Origin of the sequence: Paenibacillus amylolyticus, from assembly GCF_047302515.1 — a bacterium.
Lineage (GTDB): Bacteria > Bacillota > Bacilli > Paenibacillales > Paenibacillaceae > Paenibacillus > Paenibacillus amylolyticus_G.
Genome location: NZ_CP168019.1, coordinates 1,151,532 through 1,170,708 on the forward strand (window position 1 = coordinate 1,151,532; position 19,177 = coordinate 1,170,708).

A 19,177-nucleotide genomic window follows, 5' to 3' on the forward strand; every position below is an offset into this window, starting at 1 on the left:
TGATTCACAGCCATCATCTGCACGTTATACATTATGTCTAGGGCCCTTAGCTCAGTTGGTTAGAGCGGTCGGCTCATAACCGATTGGTCACAGGTTCGAGTCCTGTAGGGCCCATACTCTTAAAACCCTTGCCTAGCAAGGGTTTTTTTCTGTCTGCATGTAAGACTCTGGAGTAGAAGGTATCTTGTTAATGGTGTCTTTCTAGTATGCCCTTTTTTTCGAATCTCATTTTATGTCCATGCCATCTACCAAATCTCGCACTATCCTATTCCAACCCATAGGAGGTAGATTTCATGAGTCAATTTATTGATGCAAGAACCTCGCAGAATGCGAGTTTGGCTAACTCTATTGCAATACCAATCTTGGTTATTAACACACCACAATTATTTGGCCAGATTGGTCTAGTTACAGGTGGCAGCATTGGAGCTAACCCACGGGTACAATTCAAAGGAACGGTGTCTGTGCAACTTCCTTTGGCACTCGCTGGTATAACCATTACAATTGTTAGGGGAACTTTGGCTACGGACCCTGTGATTTATTCCGTAACTTCTACGTTCAGCTTGAGTGTCCTTGCACCTCAGATTATTACGTTCTCTGCAGATGACTTCAATCCGCCTATCACGCCTCAATTGACGTACACTGCATTTGTTAGTTCCAACTTGCTCGGTACGATCCGTGTAGGTCCTGAGAACTTTGACGGAGTGTTGTATTCCGACTAATATTGAGCGCCCATGCCTAAGTGAAACTAGATTAGTATTCTTCTTAAATGAAGGAAATCTCAGACCTGCCCTCAAAAGCAGGTTTTTTTCATGTTGAAGGGGAAAACTGAACTTCATCGAGTAGGCAGGGTTCTATGATATAATGCATTACAGAGATTGAATGGTATTGGACATAAAATAATACGTGAACATCTGAGAAACGTATGAAATTAGTGATAGAAAGCAGGTTTCCGTTTAATGACGTCAAATGAAAGTCAACGTTTTCGTTACAGTGAAGCTCCGGTATGGGATTGGCAGAGAGCTTATTATGAGCAGAAGGGGCTACAAGCTTGGACAGAGAACCAAGTCCCTCAATATATTACTAGTAATCCGTTGATTGCTACGGCGTATGCAGAGATGATCTTTGGCTTTCTTCAGGACCTTTCGAACAAAGGAAAGATCAGAGAGACCGTAACCATTCTTGAACTTGGAGCGGGTGTAGGGCGTTTGGCACATCAAGTTCTCCTGAAATTGCTTGAGTTAAAGGAATTTGCTGGAATACCTTTACCGCCTTTCAGATATGTGATGACGGATCTCGTAGCGGAGAATGTGCTGGGTTGGCAGGAGCATCCATCCATGCAATCCTTTATTCAACAAGGTATAGTGGATTTTGCACGTTTTGACGCTGTAGCGGATACGGAATTGAATCTGGTCGTTGCAGGCACGGTTATTCGGCCGGGTGATCTGAAACAACCGTTGTTGTTGATTGCTAATTACTTTTTTGACAGCATTCCACAGGAATTAATCTATATTGGGGACGGCGAGATCTATGAGTGCGATCTGCTTGTTCAATCCCCGGATCGTCGTCTTGATCTTGAGCCTGCTGAGATGCTGAAGAACATGACGCTGAGTTATGAGTATCGCCGAGCGCCGGAATACAGTGCAGGTAATTATCCTTATCAGGAGCTTATCACATTGTACAAAGAGGAACTGGAGGATTCGCACATTCTGTTCCCTGCAATCGGGTTGTCCTGCCTCGAACGGTTGAACAAGCTGTCACAGTCAGGTTATGTGTTGATTACCGCTGATAAAGGGGATCATCGGCTGGATAACTGGAAGTTTGCAGAGCCACCTGAATTTGTTCTTCACGGGAGTTTTTCTTTAACGGCTAACTACCATGCCATTCAATATGTTCTTGAACAACAGGGCGCTCATACTCGATTCACAACACATCATTACAAAGATCTGAACGTTGGGTGTATGTTGATGGTGGACGAACCCATCAGTTATGTGAACACACGTCTGGCTTACCATCGATTTGTTGAACGTTTTGGACCGGATGACTTTTTCAGCATGAAACAATGGGTAGACTCTCGAATAGAGAGTATGGAGTTAAAGCATATTTTGCCGTTTTGGCGTCTGGGCGGATATGATGCGGAATTCTTGATTCACAGTGCTACGCACATTTCCAGTCTTCTTCCTGATGCAAGTGATGAGGAAATGCTTGATATTCAGTCTGGAATTCATACGATGTGGTCGTCCTACTATGTGATGGAGCAGCAAGGGGGGCTCGCATTTCTGGCAGGGCAGCTATTATATGAGATGTATATGTATGAGGATGCAAAACGGTTTCTGGAGATATCATTGGTTGCAGATCCGAGTAACCATAATTCAGCCGTCTTGTATGACTTGGCTGTGTGCTGTTATGAACTTGAACTGGAAGAAGAAACCCTGTCATATACCCATAAAGTATTGGCTCTGGAGCCTGATCATGAAGAGGCGGCAGCCTTGCTCCAGAGTTTCGAGTTGATCTGAACGGAACAATTTTAGTTTGTCTCCTGTATGTCTAGAAATAGTGATGGTTGTATATAAAATTGAAACTTAATTGGGTTGTAATCGTATTAATGGGATATTAAACCAATTATCTGTTTAAACAGAAAAGGAGACAGAATTATGAAGAAAATGTTATCCATTGCATTATATCCACTTGCTTGGGTGCTGGGGGCACTGAGTATCTTATCTGGAAATGAAAACAGTGTCCTATTGGTGAAAGATATCGCTACAGATCGAAGCTATGATGGGCAGGCTATATATGATAGTATTGAACGTAGAAATGCCTAACTACATATCATTGAACTGTAAAGGTAATTGTTTCACCGAGCAATAACATGAGAACCAATTACTCTTGAAGCGAAGTACGGTGAGCAGGATTTCTGTTCTGTCCGTGCAACCTTTAAGCCGGTTTCGTACCTTATTCAGGTATGAACCGGCTTTTATTTATGAATGGGGGATGCCAGATGAAGATTATCATTGGACAACCGAGGCTGGAACAGCATTTGCTGCAGCTTGAAGCCGAACTCAAGCAACATCCTGATGCAGATGTAGTATTCTTTCCTGAAGGTTATCTGAACCAGAATGTCGAAGACGCTTGCCGCCTGGCGGCTGAATATGGAACCATGATTGTATCAGGTCATCGCAGGTTGCACGAACGCCCGAAGGACCGATCGATCATCATCAGTACGGCTGGAGAGATTGTATTGGAGAAAGCTAAATATACACCTGCTGAGACGGTTGAGGAACAGGAATGGGCGATAAGTACTTTGTTGTGTGATGAGCTGGTCCTGCAAGGATTTCGCAACGAGAATATAGGAAATGTGGACATTGTGATGCATTCCATTGGTGTGGGCATGTTCAGTGAAGAGCAGTACAGTGAGTGGGTCGAAGAGGCTCGGCAGATCGCTTTGAAGCATCAATGTATTGTCATGGGGACAAGCCATGCGGATGGTTCGTACCGTGATAGCGAGATATCCATTCCAATCGCGTATTGTATAACAGCTGATGGAGAGGTTGTTCTGGCATCCCGAAGTGATACACGCACTCGTACAATCCTTCTGGACAGGGGAAATACAGACCCTTCACCTCAGGAGTCACAAGAAAAACAACTGAAAATCTCCATCACCCATCCGGTTAAGTTACCAGGCATGAATCCCAGATGAATGGGCTGATGAACTTGTCGAATAGCCCGATCACTTGCGCGGAATACGCATATGTTATGGCATACCTTGAAATTCAAAGGAGGCCAATCAAATGAGTCAAGTTGGATACGGTTGTGGCAATGTTGGTGGATTCGGTGGCGGATGGACTTCCACAAGTGCAATTCTCGTGCTGTTCATCCTGCTCGTGATCATCACAAAATCTTTCTGGCTGTAAGTCACGTATAGAAACGTGCAAACAGTGGGCTCCGCTGAGACTTCAGCGGGGCTTTTCCTGTTTATAAGAAGCAACATATGTCATCCATGACATTTGACAACTGAAAACAATGTGCTTAAAATCACATAAGAGACTATTAACAGAGATTGAAGGGATAGCAATGCCGTTTATTCGCTTTAAAGGATTCACAGGTCCTCAGCTAGAGGAAGTTGTACCCCAAATTACAGAGCAGATGGCCCTAATTACTCATATTCCAAGGGAGAGAATGAAGGCAGAGCGTCATGATGTACAAGCGCTAACACCTTCTCCGGCTTCTATAGAGATTCTGATGTTTCAACGTGACCAGGAGATTCATAATCGGATTGCATCGTCGGTGCAAGCTATTTTGGAAGAAGCATACATGCCGGATGTGCATATTTTCTTCAATATATTGTCACCTACTTTGTATTATAAAAAAGGCAGGCCGCTGACAGATTATCGATTGGATTGAGATTGTGAGGGACGAGCAGAATGTTGCTCGTCTCTTTTGATTTACATATTTTTCGTATGTTTAGCAATGGGCTGGTTCCTGTGAACCCGGCTCAACGATAATGAGCATATCGCAGACAAAATAAACAAGGCTCCAGCGATAAGGTATACCCACCGAACGCCCAGTTGATCGGCGACTAGACCAAAGATAACTATGGATACACTCATAACCGTGGATATCAGGACGCCATGGGTGGCGTATACCTTGGTTAGGGATTCGACAGGTACACTGTTCTGAAGCGCTGTCTGCTGAGCCACATCACGAATCTGATGAACTGGACCCATCAGTATGCATAACACCAGAGCGAGCCATGGCAGGTTGTTTAGACCATAAACGACGGTCAGAAGGCTGAAGAGAAGAGAACCAATGGTCATACTAGCGATTAGATGCTTCTGAATACGTTTGGCTAGTGCAAGAGCCAGAATACCTCCAAGCATGGTTCCAGCAGCGTAACTCGAGTTCATGAGTCCCCACCAACCTTCTCCTCGTCCCAGAGCTTCTTTTGCAAAGGCAAGCGTAACAGCTCCGATCCAGATGGAACCCGCAAGTGCTTGGGCAATGTCCATAAGCGTAATCAGTCGTAATGATCGATTGTTCCAAAGTATACTCCAGCCTTCACTCAATACATTCCACGATACAGCAGATTTCTGGGGTTGTTCTACATCCCGTGTGAGCGAGCCCATGGCAATCATGAAGATCAGAACGGCCCAGGACAAGCTTGTAGCTGCCCAGAAGGTCTGTGACGCCCCCCAGTTCATCACGGCGAATCCCGTCATGGCGTAACCGACAATGGTTACAGTCTGATTGGAGAAAGATAGCAGGCTATTTGCTTTTATAAGGTCTTCACCTTGAACCAATCGTGGCGTTAAAGTCTTCAGTAACGGAGTTTCCCATCCGTCCAAGAAGGATAGTATGACCACTCCGATCAATAGAAGCGGCAGTTGTGAAATCAAGTGATTCAACGAAATGGCTATACAGGTCATGATTAATGTTTTGGCTATGGAAATGCTGATCAATAGTCTGGAGAATGGGGAACGGTTCACAAGTAATGGCAAAGTGAAACCTGCTATTATGCGTGCAACGATCTGAATAAGTGGAAATATTGCAGCAGAGAGTACCGATCCAGTGAGACCGTATATAAACGTAGTAATGACCATGATATATATGACATTAATAAGCGAGAGCAGCGTCTTGGCGGCCCAGTACGGATAAAATGCGATGTTCATGCCAATGATGTCCTTTCCGAAACGATATATCTATATTACGGGCATTGTCATCATTGCACCACAAACAAAGTTATCATTTTCCCGTCATTTCACCACAAAAAAACTGCCCAACAGGGCAGTCATCTTCTAATGCCTATAGTTCATGCCATAGCAAGTGTGAAGGCGATAAGCAACATCAGCAGGCTGGTCGTTCTGACCATAGTCATATAAGGCCTGCTGGGTTCGGCTTCACCCCGGGAAATCCAGCCATAGCGCAGATACCAGCCGAATTTTGGGAAACAGAGATTGATGATACAGAGTACCATGAATATAAAAAAGAGGGTTCTCATACCCATCTTCCTTTCTCACTTACATAACGGATCTTATCTTAACGTTTGCGTCTGGTAAAAAAGACTACAATCAAAATGATAATGATGATAATTAACAGAAATTTCATGTATGTTCCTCCTGATGAGTAGTTAGGTTATTGTGGAATGTTAGTTATCAACTATTACCCAAGAACCACATGACTTGAATAACTATGTTACAATTAAAATATATTGATTTAATATCAACACATTCCGACTGGTTAGTTTTCTCTCCTTATAATGTACGATTGCAGAATATATAAACATTAATGTGTGTGAGATGAAGGAGGAAGGCATGAGCCAACATAATCAACTCTCATTACAATGGGAATTTATCATCTCGAAAGTGAAATCCTCCGTGACCGTGGTCGATGCTACCTTGCCTGAGCTTCCGCTCATGTATGTAAACGAACACTTTACCCAACTGACAGGATACACGTATGAAGAGTCTGTCGGACACAATTGCCGATTTTTGCAAGGGCAGGATACAGACCCCGAAACGGTAATGCAGATTCGTGATGCATTAAAGAAACAACAATCCATTAAGATTGATATCTTAAATTATACAAAAAGTGGTCAGAAGTTCTGGAACGAACTGAATATTGATCCGATCTTTAATGAATCCGGAGAGTGTTTATATTTTGTAGGCATTCAATACGATATTTCAGAACGGAAGTATGCTGAACAGCAGTTGAAGTTTGCAACTTCCATGGCTGAGATGAACAGCAGAGGGCAATTGGAATTCATCGGCAAGTTGAATCACGAGCTTCGTACCCCGCTTAACGGCATTATGGGCATGATCGAACTTGCCAGTATGGGTGAAACTACGGATGAGCAGAAAGAATATCTGGAGCTTGCACGTCAATCAGGTGAGGCGCTGCTGAACATCATTAACAATAGCCTGGATATGGCGAAACTGGGTAGAGGCAAAATGGATGTTGAAAACATTGAGTTTCAACCTCTGAAGCTGATTCAACAGATTGTCAAGACACATGAACCTGCGGCACGGAATAAACAAATACGTCTGCTCTGTCATGCTGATCTGAATGTTCCTGATGTGCTTATCGGTGATCCGCTAAGACTTCGGCAGGTACTGGATAATTTGCTGAGTAATGCGATCAAGTTCACGGAACAAGGTGAAGTGCAGTTACAGGTGGATGTGAGGCAACAACTGATGGATACCGTTGTATTGGTATTCTCTGTGCGTGATACGGGAATTGGCATTCCTCAGCATCAGATCGAACAATTGTTTGATGCATTTACCCAGACCGACATCTCCCATGCGCGCCGATTTGGCGGAAGCGGTCTTGGTCTGACCATCTGCAAAGAACTGCTGGAACTGATGAATGGTCAGATTTCGGTGGAAAGTACAGAAGGGAAAGGTACACAGTTTGAGGTGACACTGCCCTTGCTGCGCCAACAGGCCATTCCCAATGTAGGATAATCAATCAAGCAGGACAGCCGGGCGGTCTCGGCTGTTTTTTTATTGTATTGGATTGTTTTACGAACGGGCGTTCTGTTATAATGCAAGTGTTGAATGGGGGAGACACAGCATGAGTAAGAGACGCACAAGAAGTAAACGCAAAGGCAAGCAAGGTTTCAAAAAGCAGGTTCTGACGCTGGTAGCAATGCTGCTGGTAGCCCTCTATGCCTGGGCTGGGGGCGAATGGCCGGAGGAGATACCTAATCCATTCGTAGGGACTAATAAGAGTGTAGACCATACCATCACGTTCCCTTCAGAGCGTTATCCCGAAACAGCCAAACATATTAAAGCCGCTATCAAGGCAGGGCATTCTGATGTATGCACCATTGATCGTAATGGAGCGGAAGGCAATCGGGATTTATCCCTTAAAGGTGTTCCGGTCAAAAAAGGTAAGGATCGTGACGAGTGGCCCATGGCGATGTGCGCTGAGGGAGGAACAGGTGCAGATATCCAGTACATTACCCCGAAAGATAATCGTGGTGCAGGTTCATGGGTAGGGAATCAGTTAAGTACATATCCGGATGGAACACGAGTGAAGTTTGTAGTGAAGTAACACCAGGATATGGTTGGGCAGAAACAAGGATTGTAAGGCCTTTGTTGAGAGGTCAGTGGCAGCGTGGTACAGGAAAAGTAGAAGAGAAAAACCAGACGTGCATGCGTCTGGTTTTTTGGTATAAAGTGCTGGCATAAATAAGTCTAGTTAACGTATCTATACGGGAACTGAAGTTTCAAGGATTGCAGAGCCGACTAAACGAGTTGCATTCCGCTTAAATGATGAGACCGGATGCTTAACAGACGCGTAACATGTTCAACCTCATCAAACGGTATCCACAGACTGCCGTGAACCGTACGTAAGGAGAGAATGGATGTATCAGCGGTACGCTCGGGAAATCCGGTTACCGTCTGACCGCTTGTATTACGAACCATGATCTGTTGCTTGCGCCGGATGGCAATTTCTACCTCTTTTTTCATAAGTCATTGCTCCTGATTATGAGATGTTAAATCCATATGTCAATTTTTTCAATGGTTAATTTGTCTTCTTTATCTAGTCTATCAGAACTAGGTATAGATTTCCAGAAGAGAAATCAACATTCTTCTAGGTGATTTGTCTTAGCTGTGGACGATCCGTTTTTGAATAGGGATTACGGGGTTATATTAGGGTAAAAGGAGGGAAACGGAATGACACAATTGATTATTGGGCTGGCCCGTACCGAGAACGAGGCTATATTAATGCTGAATCAGGTGAAAGAGGAAGGCATCAAGGATAAATATTTAGGAGCGGTGGCGAAGGAGCAGCTTAATCTGGAGCTGGTGAGCGAGAAGACAGGTCTGCCCAAACCTTTGAAGGGTGCCGGAACGGATGGTGCCTTTGGCGCTCTGAAAGGCATATTGGCTGGTCTGGGGAAGCGAATGGATCAGACGATGTCCATCGGAAATGCAGTGCGTAGACTCGCTGGTAATGAGATTGGGAGTGAGACCGATGATTTGGTGCTTACACTGACTGAAGCGGGAATCTCGGAGGAGGATGCGCGGTATTACGAAGATTGGCTGTTAAAGGACCATATCTTGGTTATCGTGGAGTGCAGTGAGGAAGAAGCGGCTCGTGTTCGACCTATTTTACTTTTTTAGTTTAATTTAAGGCTGATTTTAGGTTTCTTTAATGTTGGGGAGGTATTCTTATTTCACACCTCCCTTAATATAGATTGGTTTACCGGAAGTCCGGGACCGCAACTCGGACTTTCTAGGCACTGTGAGCTGACGCTTGCAGTGCCTGTTTCATTTTTTTATTATTTTTAATAAAAAGTGTTGCAAAGTTAATTAGTTCATGGTAAGATATTTCTTGTCGCCAAGAAATACATAATCCTGCCGGGGTGGCGGAATTGGCAGACGCACAGGACTTAAAATCCTGCGGTAGGTGACTACCGTACCGGTTCGATCCCGGTCCTCGGCATCTTAAAAAGAAAGATCGTATGACGCTTGTTAACCAAGCTGCATGCGATCTTTTTTTATGTTCTTTAATATGAATGTCACTTCATTGCAGACCATATCACCATGCAGCTCATAAACATAAACGCTGCATAATACATATCAGAAGGTACATTTACCTGACTTTTATGAAGAGACAGAACAATGGTGTATACTATCCATAGGCATATATTACCTTTACCTTGCTGAACGATATAAGTTCAACTACACATTTACACAATAACGGAGAGGACAGCTGTTGTTCTGTCATCGGAGTGCCCGTGTAAATAACCATATTTGAACTTATATAGAGTCACAAAACCAATAAAACAATCTTATGGACGGAGGACTCAAGTTTATGTTGAAACAGCTTAAGCCATACAAGGTGTTACAGGAGCGCAGAATCGAAGAACTGAAATCGGATGCGTATCTGTTGGAACATCAGAAATCCGGAGCCAAAATTGTACTTTTGTCCAATCAGGACGACAACAAAGTATTCAGTATCGGTTTCCGCACACCTCCCGAAGACAATACAGGGGTAGCCCATATCCTCGAACACTCCGTGCTCTGTGGGTCCAAGAAATTTCCGGCCAAGGATTCTTTTGTTGAGTTGCTGAAAGGTTCATTGAATACATTCCTTAACGCCATGACGTATCCCGATAAGACGATCTATCCGATCGCGAGTCGCAATGATCATGACTTCCATAACCTGATGGATATTTACCTGGATGCAGTATTGAATACAAATATTTATGAGAATGAAAAGATATTTTTGCAAGAAGGCTGGAACTACAACCTGACCTCTGCTGACGATGAGTTAACCTACAACGGAGTTGTATATAACGAGATGAAGGGGGCCTTTTCTTCACCGGAACGAATGGTGCGCAGAGAAGTGCTGAACTCCCTTTTCCCGGATACCACATACTCCTCCGAGTCTGGCGGGTTCCCGGAAGCTATCCTGGATCTGACTTATCAGGGGCTGCTGGATTTCCACACGAGATACTATCATCCCTCCAACAGTTACATCTATCTCTACGGGGATATGGATATGGAAGAGAAGCTGCAATGGCTGGATGAGAACTACCTGAGTGCATATGATCGAATCGAGATTGATTCGGCCATTCAATTGCAACCTGCCTTTGCAGAACGGGTAGACACAGTTAAGACTTACTCTGCGGGAAGTACGGAATCGGAAGTGGATAACAGCTTCTTGACCTACAATGCGGTGATCGGCACAAGTCTGGATAAGGAACTGAACATTTCGTTCCAAATTTTGTTATACGCCCTTCTGAACGCTCCGGGAGCGGTACTGAAGCAGGCGTTGCTGGATAAGGGCATTGCCAAGGATGTCTACGGTTCGTATGATGACAGCCTGTATCAGCCTGTGTTCACGGTTGGACTGAAGAAGAGCAATCTGGCGAGCAAAGAGGATTTCCTGGGAACGGTCAAAGAAGTGCTTGAGCGTGTGGTAAAAGAAGGCTTTGATCCTAAAGCGCTGCTTGCTGGAATTAACTCGTATGAGTTCAATCATAGAGAAGCGGACTACGGCAGAATGCCGAAGGGCCTGATCTACGGATTCTCTTCCCTGCAAAGCTGGTTGTACGATGAAGAAGCACCTTTCACTCATTTAGAAGCCAATGACGTATTTGCTGAACTGCGGACAAAAATGAACGAAGGTTACTTCGAGCAACTGATTGAGAAATATATTTTGCAGAACACACATACTTCTTTTGTGGCGCTTACCCCGGATAAGGGGCTGAACTCACGCAAAGAAGAAGCGTTGAAAGAACGTCTGAAAACTATTCAGGCTGGTCTTAGTGAGGAAGAAGTTCAGACGTTGATTCAGAAAACGGAGGCACTCGCCGAGTATCAGAATACACCTTCAACCAAAGAGCAGCAGCAGGTCATTCCGACGTTATCGATTGAAGATATCGAACCGAAGGCCTCTACGTTGCATCAAACGGTGAACCAGGTCGACGGCACAACCATTCTCCATCATAACCTCTACACGAACGGAATTGGTTATCTGAGACTGCTGTTTGATATCAAAGAAGTGCCACGTCATCTCCTGCCGTATGCAGGGTTGCTGAAAAATGTACTGGGTTACGTGGATACTCAAAACTACTCGTTTAATGAACTGTCCAATGAAATCCATATCCATTCGGGTGGTATTCAAAGCGGGATAGGATCTTATGCTAACGCGCATAAGCACAATGAATTCAAGGCTACCTATGAGTTCAACGCAAAAGTGTTGTATGACAAGCTTGGATTTGCCTTTGATATGATCAAAGAAATCGTGTTCACTTCCCAATTCGATAATTCGAAGCGGTTATATGAAATCATCTCTCAGATGAAAGGTAATCTGCAACGTAATCTGATCAATAGCGGACACTCTGCGGGAATTGGCCGATCTTCGTCCAAACATTCAGCGGTTGCGGATTTCAGGGAAGCAGTGAGTGGTATCGCGTTTTACCAGTGGTTAGAGGATCTTCAGGCGAATTTTGAGGCTAGAAAAGAAGAGTTGTCTTCCAGTCTGCAAGAGTTGACGGGGTATATTTTCAGACCGGAGAACTTGCTTGTTAGTTACACTGCCGATGAGCAGGGATATGAAGGACTGGAGCAACAGGTATCTGATCTGAAAGCGAAGCTGTTCACACATGAGGTTGCCAAGGAAGAATTTACATTCACACCGGCTACTCATAAGGAAGGATTCCGATCCCCGTCGGAGGTGCAGTATGTGGTGCAAACGGGCAATTATATCGACAAAGGATATCAATACACCGGTTCACTACGGGTCTTGCAGGGAATCCTGTCTCTGGATTACTTGTGGACCAATATCCGAGCCAAAGGTGGAGCTTATGGCTGTATGTCAGGCTTCAGACGGAACGGAGACAGCTACGTTGCATCGTATCGTGATCCAAATCTCGATAAAACGTACAAAGTATATGAAGAGATACCGCAGTATTTGAACGATTTCCGGGCAGACGAGCGGGAAATGACGCGTTATATCATTGGTGCGATTCAGGATCTTGATACGCCGAGAACACCTTATGGCGAAGGAGCATTCTCGTTGGAGTGTTATCTGTCGAATGTGACTGAAGCGGATCTGCAACAGGAACGTGACGAAGTGTTAAGCACGAAGGAAAGCGACATTATCGGTTTTGCTGAGCTTTTATCGACCGTACTTAAACAGCAACAGCGCTGTGTGATCGGTAATGAGAACAAGATTGAGGAACAGAAACAAATGTTTGACGAGACGCTGGATTTAATTAAAAACTAAGCATTAGTCGCTTATTTCCGGGTCGAATAGGCAGCAAAGCGAAAGGCACTTTTATGAGCTGGTTTCAACAGCTTATAGAAGTGCCTTTTCTAATGGGGAGGGACTGTCTCCATCCCATATGAGAATGTGTGACACCCTGCGTTGTTCAGGTGACGGCGAGCATGTTGTATATTTTCAGGGTCCGCAGATCTTCCTTTGAGATTTTTAATTCATTATATAACTCCTGATTTTCGGGCAGAGGGGTTCTGGAGAATAACATTTTGAGCGCGATAGGCATGAAAGGTCTGAACGAAACACCAGCCATCAGTCCCCATTTTTTCTCCGATTCCTGAAAAGACGCCAAAATATTAATATATAGGTTCTCCAGCGGCGTGGCCTGATTTTTCAAAATCAGCGTGGTGAGTGTATCATAATGCTCGGTGTGGCCCCAATACATATTCTCGCACTCTTGGTAGTTCTCAAAATCCTTCACATTCATATACATCACGGTGCGATAACGGTTGGCATCCGATTGAGCCATCATGTCAATGACACAACGAATGAGACTGTTGTTACGCCCGTCATAGAAGTAAGAATAGAAACGTGTGGAGTTCTTGAAAAAGCTGGACGGGACCGCATTCATCAGGGGAGATGCATGCCTTGGTTCTTGGTACAAGAGTTGCTCCACCTGAATGTTGAGCGCGTTCGCAATATGATGTAACGTGACCAGATCAAGTGTAATATCTCCGCTCTCATACTTGGACAGAGTACCCTTGCTCTTGAAGATCTGATCTGCAAGCTGTTGAATGGTCAATCCTCGCCACTTCCGAAAGTTTCGTATTTTCTTGCCAACTTCCTGATTGATATTGTTCATAACCGGTTCTCCTTATGCCAATGTTTCTTGAGAGTACGTGAAAATGATGAAAGTCATTCATAAAAATGATGTTATATGAGAAATATATCACTTTTTCATTGAAATACCTATTTTGGAGAAACAATTAACTTCATTTGTTTCGTCAGAATAGATTGTATTACATTTGATGCAACTCCTGCGTCATGGAATAATAGATGTAATACGACATGAAACGACAATGAAAAAGTAAAGCAGATAGAGGAGCAGAAGCTATGAAATATAACTTTGATGAGATTATAGACCGCACAGGAACAAATGCGATGAATACGGATGGTTTCCGTCAATATATTTTTAACGCCACAGAAGATATGACATTTCCATTTAAGGATGAAGAATTTATTCGCATGTGGATTGCAGATATGGAATTTGCCACACCTCCCGAGATTCTGGATGCAGTTAAGGAACGTCTGGATCGTAGAATTATGGGTTACTCTCAGGTATTTGATCCGGCATACTATGAAGCTGTCTCGAATTGGATGAAAAGATACTATGATTGGTCCTTCCCGAAGGAGCAGTTGGAGACCTCAAACGGGATCATTCCCGCTTTGTATGAATTGGTGGAATATATCTGTCAATCGGATGAGAAAGTACTGATCGTGACCCCATCCTATGGTTTCTTCAAGTCAGCTGCGGAGCATAACAATCTTGAACTGGTGTGTTCGGATATGCTCAACGAGCAGGGACGTTACTCGATTGATTTTGAGGATTTTGAAGCCAAGGCCAAGGATGAGAAGGTAAGGGTATGTATTTTCTGTAATCCCCATAATCCGTCTGGACGCGTCTGGACAACGGAAGAGTTACAACGTGTGGGTGAGATCTGTCTGAGGAACAATGTATGGATTATTTCGGATGAAATTCACTGTGATCTGCTGCGGACTGGCAAAAGACATACGCCACTTGCAAAGCTGTTCCCGGATACGGATCGAATCATTACATGCATGTCCCCGAGCAAAACATTTAACATGGCTGGTCTGATGTTCTCCAATGTCATCATTCCAAATAAGGCACTTCGAGACATCTGGCAGGCACGACATTATAGTTTCAAAAACCCACTGAGCATTGCTGCCACTCAAGCAGCTTATGAAACGGGTGATGAATGGCTGAAACAATTAAAAGCTTATCTCGACGCCAATTTCGCTTGCGTAGAACAATATGTGAAGCAACATCTGCCACTGGCTGTCTTTCATATTCCGGAAGCCACATATCTGGCCTGGATTGATATCTCGGCATATGCTCCCCAACATGTAAGTTTACCGTTATTCTTCGCTGAGCAAGCGGGTGTATTGCTCGAAGATGGTCATATGTTTGTAGCCAATGGTGAGGGTTGCATTCGGTTGAATCTGGCTTGTCCCCGTTCTGTCCTTCAGGAAGGGTTACGAAGAATCAGCAGTGTGCTTGTGAAAGAAGTCGAAGAGGTGCCCGTTCAAGTATAAAGTCATCAAGTCACCACGCAATAGCGAGGTGACTTTTTTGGATTGAGTATACTGAATGTAGCAAGAATACGATTTATTTCGGGGTGAACGTATACCCTGATGTGCAATTCTGGTCTGCTGTCCCCGGTTATGTTAAAATGGTGGATAGTCTATGAGTTGCATGACATGCGGCTCTCAGAAGGAAGAGCCTAGTAGTTGGGCTGAACGAAACTGCATTCACCAGGGGAAAGGAGCCTATACATATGTTTGGAAACGATTGGGACAAGGTGCTTCAGGAAGAGACGGAAGCCGAATATTTTAATAAGATTCGTTACACTCTCGCCGCCGAGTACAAAACGCAGACGGTCTTTCCGCCCAAAGAAGACCTGTTCTCCGCACTGAAGCTGACGCCATATCATCAGGTTAAGGCTGTTATTATTGGTCAGGACCCTTATCACGGAGCGGGACAGGCTCATGGATTAAGCTTTTCGGTTAGACCGGGGGTACGTGTACCGCCTTCTCTGAAAAATATATATAAGGAACTTCATGCCGATCTGGACCTACCAATTCCGAATCATGGATCTCTCGTTCATTGGGCACAGCAGGGAGTGCTGCTATTAAATGCTGTCCTAACGGTTCGTGAAGGTCAGCCGAACTCCCATCAGGGATTGGGCTGGCAGACGTTTACGGATGCTGTCATTCGTGCGTTGAATGAACGTTCGGAGCCGATGGTATATATGCTGTGGGGCAGTCATGCTCAGAAGAAAGGTGCTTTTATTAACAGGGACAAGCACCTGGTACTGGAGTCTACACATCCCAGTCCGCTGGCTGCACATCGTGGATTCCTCGGCAGTCGTCCCTTTTCCAAAGCCAATGATTTCTTGACCTCCAAAGGTATTGAACCGATCGATTGGAAGATACCTGAAAACTAGACAGATGGAGGTGAGAACATTGCGACATTGGATAGGGCGAAAAGTAGCGGTATATCGTGCAACAGGCATACGGGAGCCATTGAAGGGAACGCTGGTCGAGTGGGATGAAGAAGCGGAATGTGTACGAATCGGACCCAAACGAATTAAGGTGTCGTTTGACAATATCGCAATGATCAGACCTCTTCCCGAAGAGAGTCTTCCCTTAAAGAAAGCACGTTCTGAAGTACACAAGGTTGGATATGTGATGAAAAAGGCGATTCAGTTCGAAAATGCCATCTATTTCAAGTCACAGGTTATGATCTGGCGCCGGGCCAAAATTGTAGCGTTATCCACGACGATTCTGCGTCATGACGAGGATCAGGTTGAACTTGCAGATGGTCGGGTTCTTCGTAAAGACAAGCATATGTTTGTCGTACGTTCACGCCGTGGGATACGTTAGTTATACGAAGATTTAATAATCATTTCATGCAAAAATCATACGGATTTAATATTTGGTCTGTATATTAGGTAATAACAACCCCTTCTAAATTGATGTGTATTGAAATGGGAGCCCGGCCGGCTGCAAACGGTCGGGTATTTTTTGTCCATTGGTTCTGTTAACCTGTTGTACATACCCATTACATTCATGTTGTATACTATTAAAATAGAAAATTGAACTAAACATTTACACGAGAACGTAGAGGGCAGGAATAACCTGAAGAAGCGGAGCGTTCGCCTTTATCCCAAGATATTCACCTTTGTAAAATTGAATCAAAAAATCTGGGGATAACAGCGATCGGAAGGTTGTTCTGTCATCGAAGTGGCAAGTGTAAATATTCTTTAGTTCAATTTAAAAAGATCATGAGAAGGAGTGAAACCCAATGAAACGTATAGCTGTTTTTGCAGGCTCCAATCCGGGAAATCACCCCGATTATACAGAGAAGGCTATTCAACTGGGCAAACAGATTGCTGATAGTGGTTATGCACTAGTCTATGGTGGTTCTTGCATGGGCTTGATGGGTGCAGTAGCCGATGCTGCTCTTGAGCAAGGGGGAGAGGTAATCGGGGTTATGCCTACTGGATTGTTCCGGGGCGAGGTTGTTCATGGAGGGCTAACACAACTGATTGAAGTGGGAACCATGCATGAACGGAAGGCTACGATGGCTGAATTATCCGATGGATTCATTGCACTTCCCGGAGGTATGGGTACATTTGAAGAACTATTCGAGGTACTGTGCTGGGCACAGATCGGTATTCATCGTAAGCCTGTTGGCTTATTGAATGTCAACGGATATTATGGACCGCTGATGAAGATGGTAGAACATAGCGTACAGGAAGGATTCTCCAACACTTCGCATCTCAGTCTATGGAGTCTGGAAGCTGATCCGGCTGAACTGATCAAACAAATGTCATCCTATATTCCTGCAGAGCTGACTCAGAAGTGGTCACAACTCAACGGGGAATGAGTGCATAAGAAGACGGGCCTGAACCCACTCGTTCCTCGGGAGAATTTTCGATCTGCCCAAGCAAGTTGCGCTGTCGGACATAGTCTATAGTGTACTTCGATGAAGAGGGGAGTGTCACTCATGAGCGAACTCAAAGGCACAGGTTACGGATACGGCGGAGGTTTTAGTGGTGGAGCATGGACATCGACAGGTGCAATTCTGGTATTGTTCATTCTGTTGGTTATTATCTCTCGCACATTCATTCTGTAATTCGGTCAGTATCCCGGGACGGGGATCACGCTGCAGAGGCAGCGCCCGAATAAAAAATGACCTTTCCAAAGAGACGTCGGTATCTCTCGGCGTTTCAGGGGAACGGTTTTTTGACGTTTCCAGCATACGTTGAGTAATTGAAAAAGCAAAAACCTGCCCCTGAATAAGGTCAGAAGCAGGAGAGAGCCTCCTGAGCCATTAGCTGCACAACAAGCAGCTTACACCACAACAGCGGTTTGATCCGGAACACTTAACGATTTCCAGGCGATATATAGCCCGATGGCGGCTGCAATTAAGGAGAGTATTGCTGCAACAATAGCCAGCTGATCCAGTGTGTTGGGTGAACTGGAGTTAAGAGAACGCTGATTAGCCGTCTTGCCGGATTTGTTTTTGATATGGACGGATGATGTGGAAAGCCTGGAAGCCGACTGTAACTGGGATGTGTGAGGACGCGTAGGTATCGATTTCTTCTTTGAGGGATTCAATAGTCAACCTCCTTATAACGGAGTTCAGTGCTTCCATCGTTCATACTATGTTATGTCGATTTTCAGATTGAGTTCGCAAAAATGAGTGAATCCCCAGCCCGTTAGATGTTCAATTCAGTCATGAGTATTAGCGAAGCAGATAACCCATTATACGCTCTGTTAATACAGGTCTAACAAACGGTGTTTATAGTAAGGATCATAGAGTGAAGCTTGAACACAGGAGGCGCTGGAATGAGGAACATGGAGATTATTGCCCATCGCGGTGCATCTGCCGTATGCCCGGAGAATACGATGAGCGCTTTTGAACGGAGTCTGGAGCTTGGAGCGACAGGCATTGAGACCGATGTGCAGATGACGAGTGATGGCAGACTGGTACTGATTCATGATGAGACGTTAAGCCGAACTGGCGGCGCAGAAGGTTGGGTTAAGGATGCGACTTACGATCAATTGCGCACACGGGATGCGGGGTCCTGGTTCCATGCTGATTTTACCGGGGAACGTATTCCTTCTCTGGAGGAGTTATTCAAGCTGGTACAGGGGAAAGGAACCCTGCTTAATCTGGAATTGAAAAATGGTATTGTGAGTTATAAGGGGATGGAAGAGAAGGTTATACAGGCAATCCGGGACTGGAATCTGGAGCAACAGGTTGTGCTGTCCAGTTTCAATCATGCTTCGCTCGTGAGATGTAAACGTCTTGCCCCGGAGATTCGTACAGCACTTCTATATATGGAAAAGTTATATCGACCCTATGATTATGCCGCCAAACTCGAAGCTACCGGCCTTCATCCCTACAAGCTGGCAGTCACACAAGAGGATGTTGCTGCTGCATTGGCACATGGCGTTGTTACCTATCCATTTACCGTGAATGATCCTGCCGAGATGCAGGCCATGATCGACATGGGTGTGCAAGGGATCATTACTGATGTTCCGGATGTCCTGGCATCCTTACTTACGGTACATGCCCGTTAAACGAGTCTGTATTTTACATGTTCTACATATGCAATGATAAGGCTGTGTTCGAGCT

General features: G+C 44.7%; 21 protein-coding genes and 2 tRNA genes. 18 read left to right on the top strand and 5 right to left on the bottom strand.

Annotated features, from left to right (window positions below):
• The first annotated feature begins 40 nt into the window (after positions 1-40).
• The 7 genes from ACDJ59_RS04985 to ACDJ59_RS05015 all read left to right on the top strand — a co-directional run bounded on the left by ACDJ59_RS04985 (position 41) and on the right by ACDJ59_RS05015 (position 4,398).
• Positions 41-114 (top strand) — tRNA-Ile (locus ACDJ59_RS04985).
• 179 nt (positions 115-293) lie between these two features.
• Entirely contained in the window at positions 294-719 is a 426-nt protein-coding gene (locus ACDJ59_RS04990; RefSeq protein ID WP_413407854.1) for a hypothetical protein, read from the top strand.
• Positions 720-956: 237 nt separating this feature from the next.
• Complete coding sequence (locus ACDJ59_RS04995) at positions 957-2,513, top strand: tetratricopeptide repeat protein (protein WP_413407855.1); 1,557 nt, start codon at positions 957-959, stop codon at positions 2,511-2,513.
• A 138-nt stretch (positions 2,514-2,651) separates the two neighbouring features.
• Positions 2,652-2,819, top strand: coding sequence for a hypothetical protein (locus tag ACDJ59_RS05000; RefSeq protein ID WP_413407856.1), 168 nt, complete (start codon positions 2,652-2,654; stop codon positions 2,817-2,819).
• A 176-nt stretch (positions 2,820-2,995) separates the two neighbouring features.
• A complete protein-coding gene (locus ACDJ59_RS05005) occupies positions 2,996-3,694 on the top strand; it encodes a hypothetical protein (protein WP_413407857.1) in 699 nt (232 codons plus the stop codon).
• A gap of 91 nt (positions 3,695-3,785) precedes the next feature.
• Complete coding sequence (locus ACDJ59_RS05010) at positions 3,786-3,908, top strand: sporulation protein YjcZ (protein WP_083679583.1); 123 nt, start codon at positions 3,786-3,788, stop codon at positions 3,906-3,908.
• 160 nt (positions 3,909-4,068) lie between these two features.
• Entirely contained in the window at positions 4,069-4,398 is a 330-nt protein-coding gene (locus tag ACDJ59_RS05015; RefSeq protein WP_017687348.1) for a DUF1904 family protein, read from the top strand.
• Between the two features lie 41 nt (positions 4,399-4,439).
• Here the strand turns inward: ACDJ59_RS05015 and ACDJ59_RS05020 are convergent, their stop codons facing one another.
• Complete coding sequence (locus ACDJ59_RS05020) at positions 4,440-5,663, bottom strand: MFS transporter (RefSeq protein ID WP_413407858.1); 1,224 nt, start codon at positions 5,661-5,663, stop codon at positions 4,440-4,442.
• A 140-nt stretch (positions 5,664-5,803) separates the two neighbouring features.
• On the bottom strand, positions 5,804-5,998 hold the full coding sequence (locus ACDJ59_RS05025) for a DUF6199 family natural product biosynthesis protein (protein ID WP_036614780.1): 195 nt from the start codon (positions 5,996-5,998) through the stop codon (positions 5,804-5,806).
• A gap of 307 nt (positions 5,999-6,305) precedes the next feature.
• On the opposite strand from ACDJ59_RS05025, the gene ACDJ59_RS05030 reads away from it, so the two are divergent.
• Together ACDJ59_RS05030 and ACDJ59_RS05035 are read left to right on the top strand one after the other, a co-directional pair.
• The gene (locus ACDJ59_RS05030) at positions 6,306-7,454 is read left to right on the top strand and encodes a sensor histidine kinase (protein ID WP_076328073.1); all 1,149 of its coding nucleotides are present in this window, start codon (positions 6,306-6,308) and stop codon (positions 7,452-7,454) included.
• Between the two features lie 109 nt (positions 7,455-7,563).
• Complete coding sequence (locus tag ACDJ59_RS05035) at positions 7,564-8,046, top strand: DNA-entry nuclease (protein ID WP_413407859.1); 483 nt, start codon at positions 7,564-7,566, stop codon at positions 8,044-8,046.
• Between the two features lie 194 nt (positions 8,047-8,240).
• On the opposite strand, the gene ACDJ59_RS05040 is transcribed toward ACDJ59_RS05035, so the two are convergent.
• Positions 8,241-8,465 (bottom strand): hypothetical protein, encoded by a 225-nt coding sequence (locus tag ACDJ59_RS05040; RefSeq protein ID WP_017687353.1) that lies wholly within the window; start codon positions 8,463-8,465, stop codon positions 8,241-8,243.
• A 207-nt stretch (positions 8,466-8,672) separates the two neighbouring features.
• Here ACDJ59_RS05040 and ACDJ59_RS05045 point away from each other — a divergent pair, with 207 nt between their 5' ends.
• The 3 genes from ACDJ59_RS05045 (at position 8,673) to ACDJ59_RS05055 (ending at position 12,738) form a co-directional block, all read left to right on the top strand.
• Entirely contained in the window at positions 8,673-9,122 is a 450-nt protein-coding gene (locus tag ACDJ59_RS05045; protein ID WP_124116048.1) for a general stress protein, read from the top strand.
• A gap of 236 nt (positions 9,123-9,358) precedes the next feature.
• Positions 9,359-9,444 (top strand) — tRNA-Leu (locus ACDJ59_RS05050).
• A gap of 372 nt (positions 9,445-9,816) precedes the next feature.
• Positions 9,817-12,738 (top strand): insulinase family protein, encoded by a 2,922-nt coding sequence (locus ACDJ59_RS05055; protein ID WP_413407860.1) that lies wholly within the window; start codon positions 9,817-9,819, stop codon positions 12,736-12,738.
• Between the two features lie 145 nt (positions 12,739-12,883).
• Here ACDJ59_RS05055 and ACDJ59_RS05060 read toward each other — a convergent pair whose 3' ends face one another.
• Complete coding sequence (locus tag ACDJ59_RS05060) at positions 12,884-13,591, bottom strand: helix-turn-helix domain-containing protein (protein WP_017687366.1); 708 nt, start codon at positions 13,589-13,591, stop codon at positions 12,884-12,886.
• A 251-nt stretch (positions 13,592-13,842) separates the two neighbouring features.
• Between ACDJ59_RS05060 and ACDJ59_RS05065 the strand changes: the two genes are divergently transcribed.
• The 5 genes from ACDJ59_RS05065 to ACDJ59_RS05085 all read left to right on the top strand — a co-directional run bounded on the left by ACDJ59_RS05065 (position 13,843) and on the right by ACDJ59_RS05085 (position 17,668).
• Complete coding sequence (locus ACDJ59_RS05065) at positions 13,843-15,063, top strand: MalY/PatB family protein (protein WP_413407861.1); 1,221 nt, start codon at positions 13,843-13,845, stop codon at positions 15,061-15,063.
• Positions 15,064-15,305: 242 nt separating this feature from the next.
• A complete protein-coding gene (gene ung / locus ACDJ59_RS05070; RefSeq protein ID WP_413407862.1) occupies positions 15,306-15,974 on the top strand; it encodes a uracil-DNA glycosylase in 669 nt (222 codons plus the stop codon).
• A 19-nt stretch (positions 15,975-15,993) separates the two neighbouring features.
• Positions 15,994-16,413: a hypothetical protein gene (locus ACDJ59_RS05075; protein WP_017687369.1), complete on the top strand. Its 420-nt coding sequence runs from the start codon at positions 15,994-15,996 to the stop codon at positions 16,411-16,413.
• A 421-nt stretch (positions 16,414-16,834) separates the two neighbouring features.
• Positions 16,835-17,419 (top strand): TIGR00730 family Rossman fold protein, encoded by a 585-nt coding sequence (locus tag ACDJ59_RS05080; RefSeq protein ID WP_413407863.1) that lies wholly within the window; start codon positions 16,835-16,837, stop codon positions 17,417-17,419.
• A 120-nt stretch (positions 17,420-17,539) separates the two neighbouring features.
• Positions 17,540-17,668, top strand: a complete 129-nt coding sequence (locus tag ACDJ59_RS05085) for a hypothetical protein (protein ID WP_017687371.1) — start codon at positions 17,540-17,542, stop codon at positions 17,666-17,668.
• Between the two features lie 218 nt (positions 17,669-17,886).
• Here ACDJ59_RS05085 and ACDJ59_RS05090 read toward each other — a convergent pair whose 3' ends face one another.
• Entirely contained in the window at positions 17,887-18,153 is a 267-nt protein-coding gene (locus tag ACDJ59_RS05090) for a hypothetical protein (protein ID WP_413407864.1), read from the bottom strand.
• Positions 18,154-18,384: 231 nt separating this feature from the next.
• Between ACDJ59_RS05090 and ACDJ59_RS05095 the strand changes: the two genes are divergently transcribed.
• Positions 18,385-19,122: a glycerophosphodiester phosphodiesterase gene (locus ACDJ59_RS05095; protein WP_413407865.1), complete on the top strand. Its 738-nt coding sequence runs from the start codon at positions 18,385-18,387 to the stop codon at positions 19,120-19,122.
• Positions 19,123-19,177 lie beyond the last annotated feature (55 nt).

What these genes read in the sequence shown, in the direction of transcription:
- ACDJ59_RS05060 (WP_017687366.1), bottom strand. Translation starts at nt 13,591, where the DNA reads ATGAACAATATCAATCAGGAAGTTGGCAAGAAAATACGAAACTTTCGG.
- ACDJ59_RS05035 (WP_413407859.1), top strand. Translation starts at nt 7,564, where the DNA reads ATGAGTAAGAGACGCACAAGAAGTAAACGCAAAGGCAAGCAAGGTTTC.
- ACDJ59_RS05085 (WP_017687371.1), top strand. Translation starts at nt 17,540, where the DNA reads ATGAGCGAACTCAAAGGCACAGGTTACGGATACGGCGGAGGTTTTAGT.
- ACDJ59_RS05015 (WP_017687348.1), top strand. Translation starts at nt 4,069, where the DNA reads ATGCCGTTTATTCGCTTTAAAGGATTCACAGGTCCTCAGCTAGAGGAA.
- ung (WP_413407862.1), top strand. Translation starts at nt 15,306, where the DNA reads ATGTTTGGAAACGATTGGGACAAGGTGCTTCAGGAAGAGACGGAAGCC.
- ACDJ59_RS05030 (WP_076328073.1), top strand. Translation starts at nt 6,306, where the DNA reads ATGAGCCAACATAATCAACTCTCATTACAATGGGAATTTATCATCTCG.
- ACDJ59_RS05055 (WP_413407860.1), top strand. Translation starts at nt 9,817, where the DNA reads ATGTTGAAACAGCTTAAGCCATACAAGGTGTTACAGGAGCGCAGAATC.
- ACDJ59_RS04990 (WP_413407854.1), top strand. Translation starts at nt 294, where the DNA reads ATGAGTCAATTTATTGATGCAAGAACCTCGCAGAATGCGAGTTTGGCT.
- ACDJ59_RS05095 (WP_413407865.1), top strand. Translation starts at nt 18,385, where the DNA reads ATGAGGAACATGGAGATTATTGCCCATCGCGGTGCATCTGCCGTATGC.
- ACDJ59_RS05020 (WP_413407858.1), bottom strand. Translation starts at nt 5,663, where the DNA reads ATGAACATCGCATTTTATCCGTACTGGGCCGCCAAGACGCTGCTCTCG.
- ACDJ59_RS05040 (WP_017687353.1), bottom strand. Translation starts at nt 8,465, where the DNA reads ATGAAAAAAGAGGTAGAAATTGCCATCCGGCGCAAGCAACAGATCATG.
- ACDJ59_RS05080 (WP_413407863.1), top strand. Translation starts at nt 16,835, where the DNA reads ATGAAACGTATAGCTGTTTTTGCAGGCTCCAATCCGGGAAATCACCCC.
- ACDJ59_RS05045 (WP_124116048.1), top strand. Translation starts at nt 8,673, where the DNA reads ATGACACAATTGATTATTGGGCTGGCCCGTACCGAGAACGAGGCTATA.
- ACDJ59_RS05025 (WP_036614780.1), bottom strand. Translation starts at nt 5,998, where the DNA reads ATGGGTATGAGAACCCTCTTTTTTATATTCATGGTACTCTGTATCATC.
- ACDJ59_RS05010 (WP_083679583.1), top strand. Translation starts at nt 3,786, where the DNA reads ATGAGTCAAGTTGGATACGGTTGTGGCAATGTTGGTGGATTCGGTGGC.
- ACDJ59_RS04995 (WP_413407855.1), top strand. Translation starts at nt 957, where the DNA reads ATGACGTCAAATGAAAGTCAACGTTTTCGTTACAGTGAAGCTCCGGTA.
- ACDJ59_RS05000 (WP_413407856.1), top strand. Translation starts at nt 2,652, where the DNA reads ATGAAGAAAATGTTATCCATTGCATTATATCCACTTGCTTGGGTGCTG.
- ACDJ59_RS05005 (WP_413407857.1), top strand. Translation starts at nt 2,996, where the DNA reads ATGAAGATTATCATTGGACAACCGAGGCTGGAACAGCATTTGCTGCAG.
- ACDJ59_RS05065 (WP_413407861.1), top strand. Translation starts at nt 13,843, where the DNA reads ATGAAATATAACTTTGATGAGATTATAGACCGCACAGGAACAAATGCG.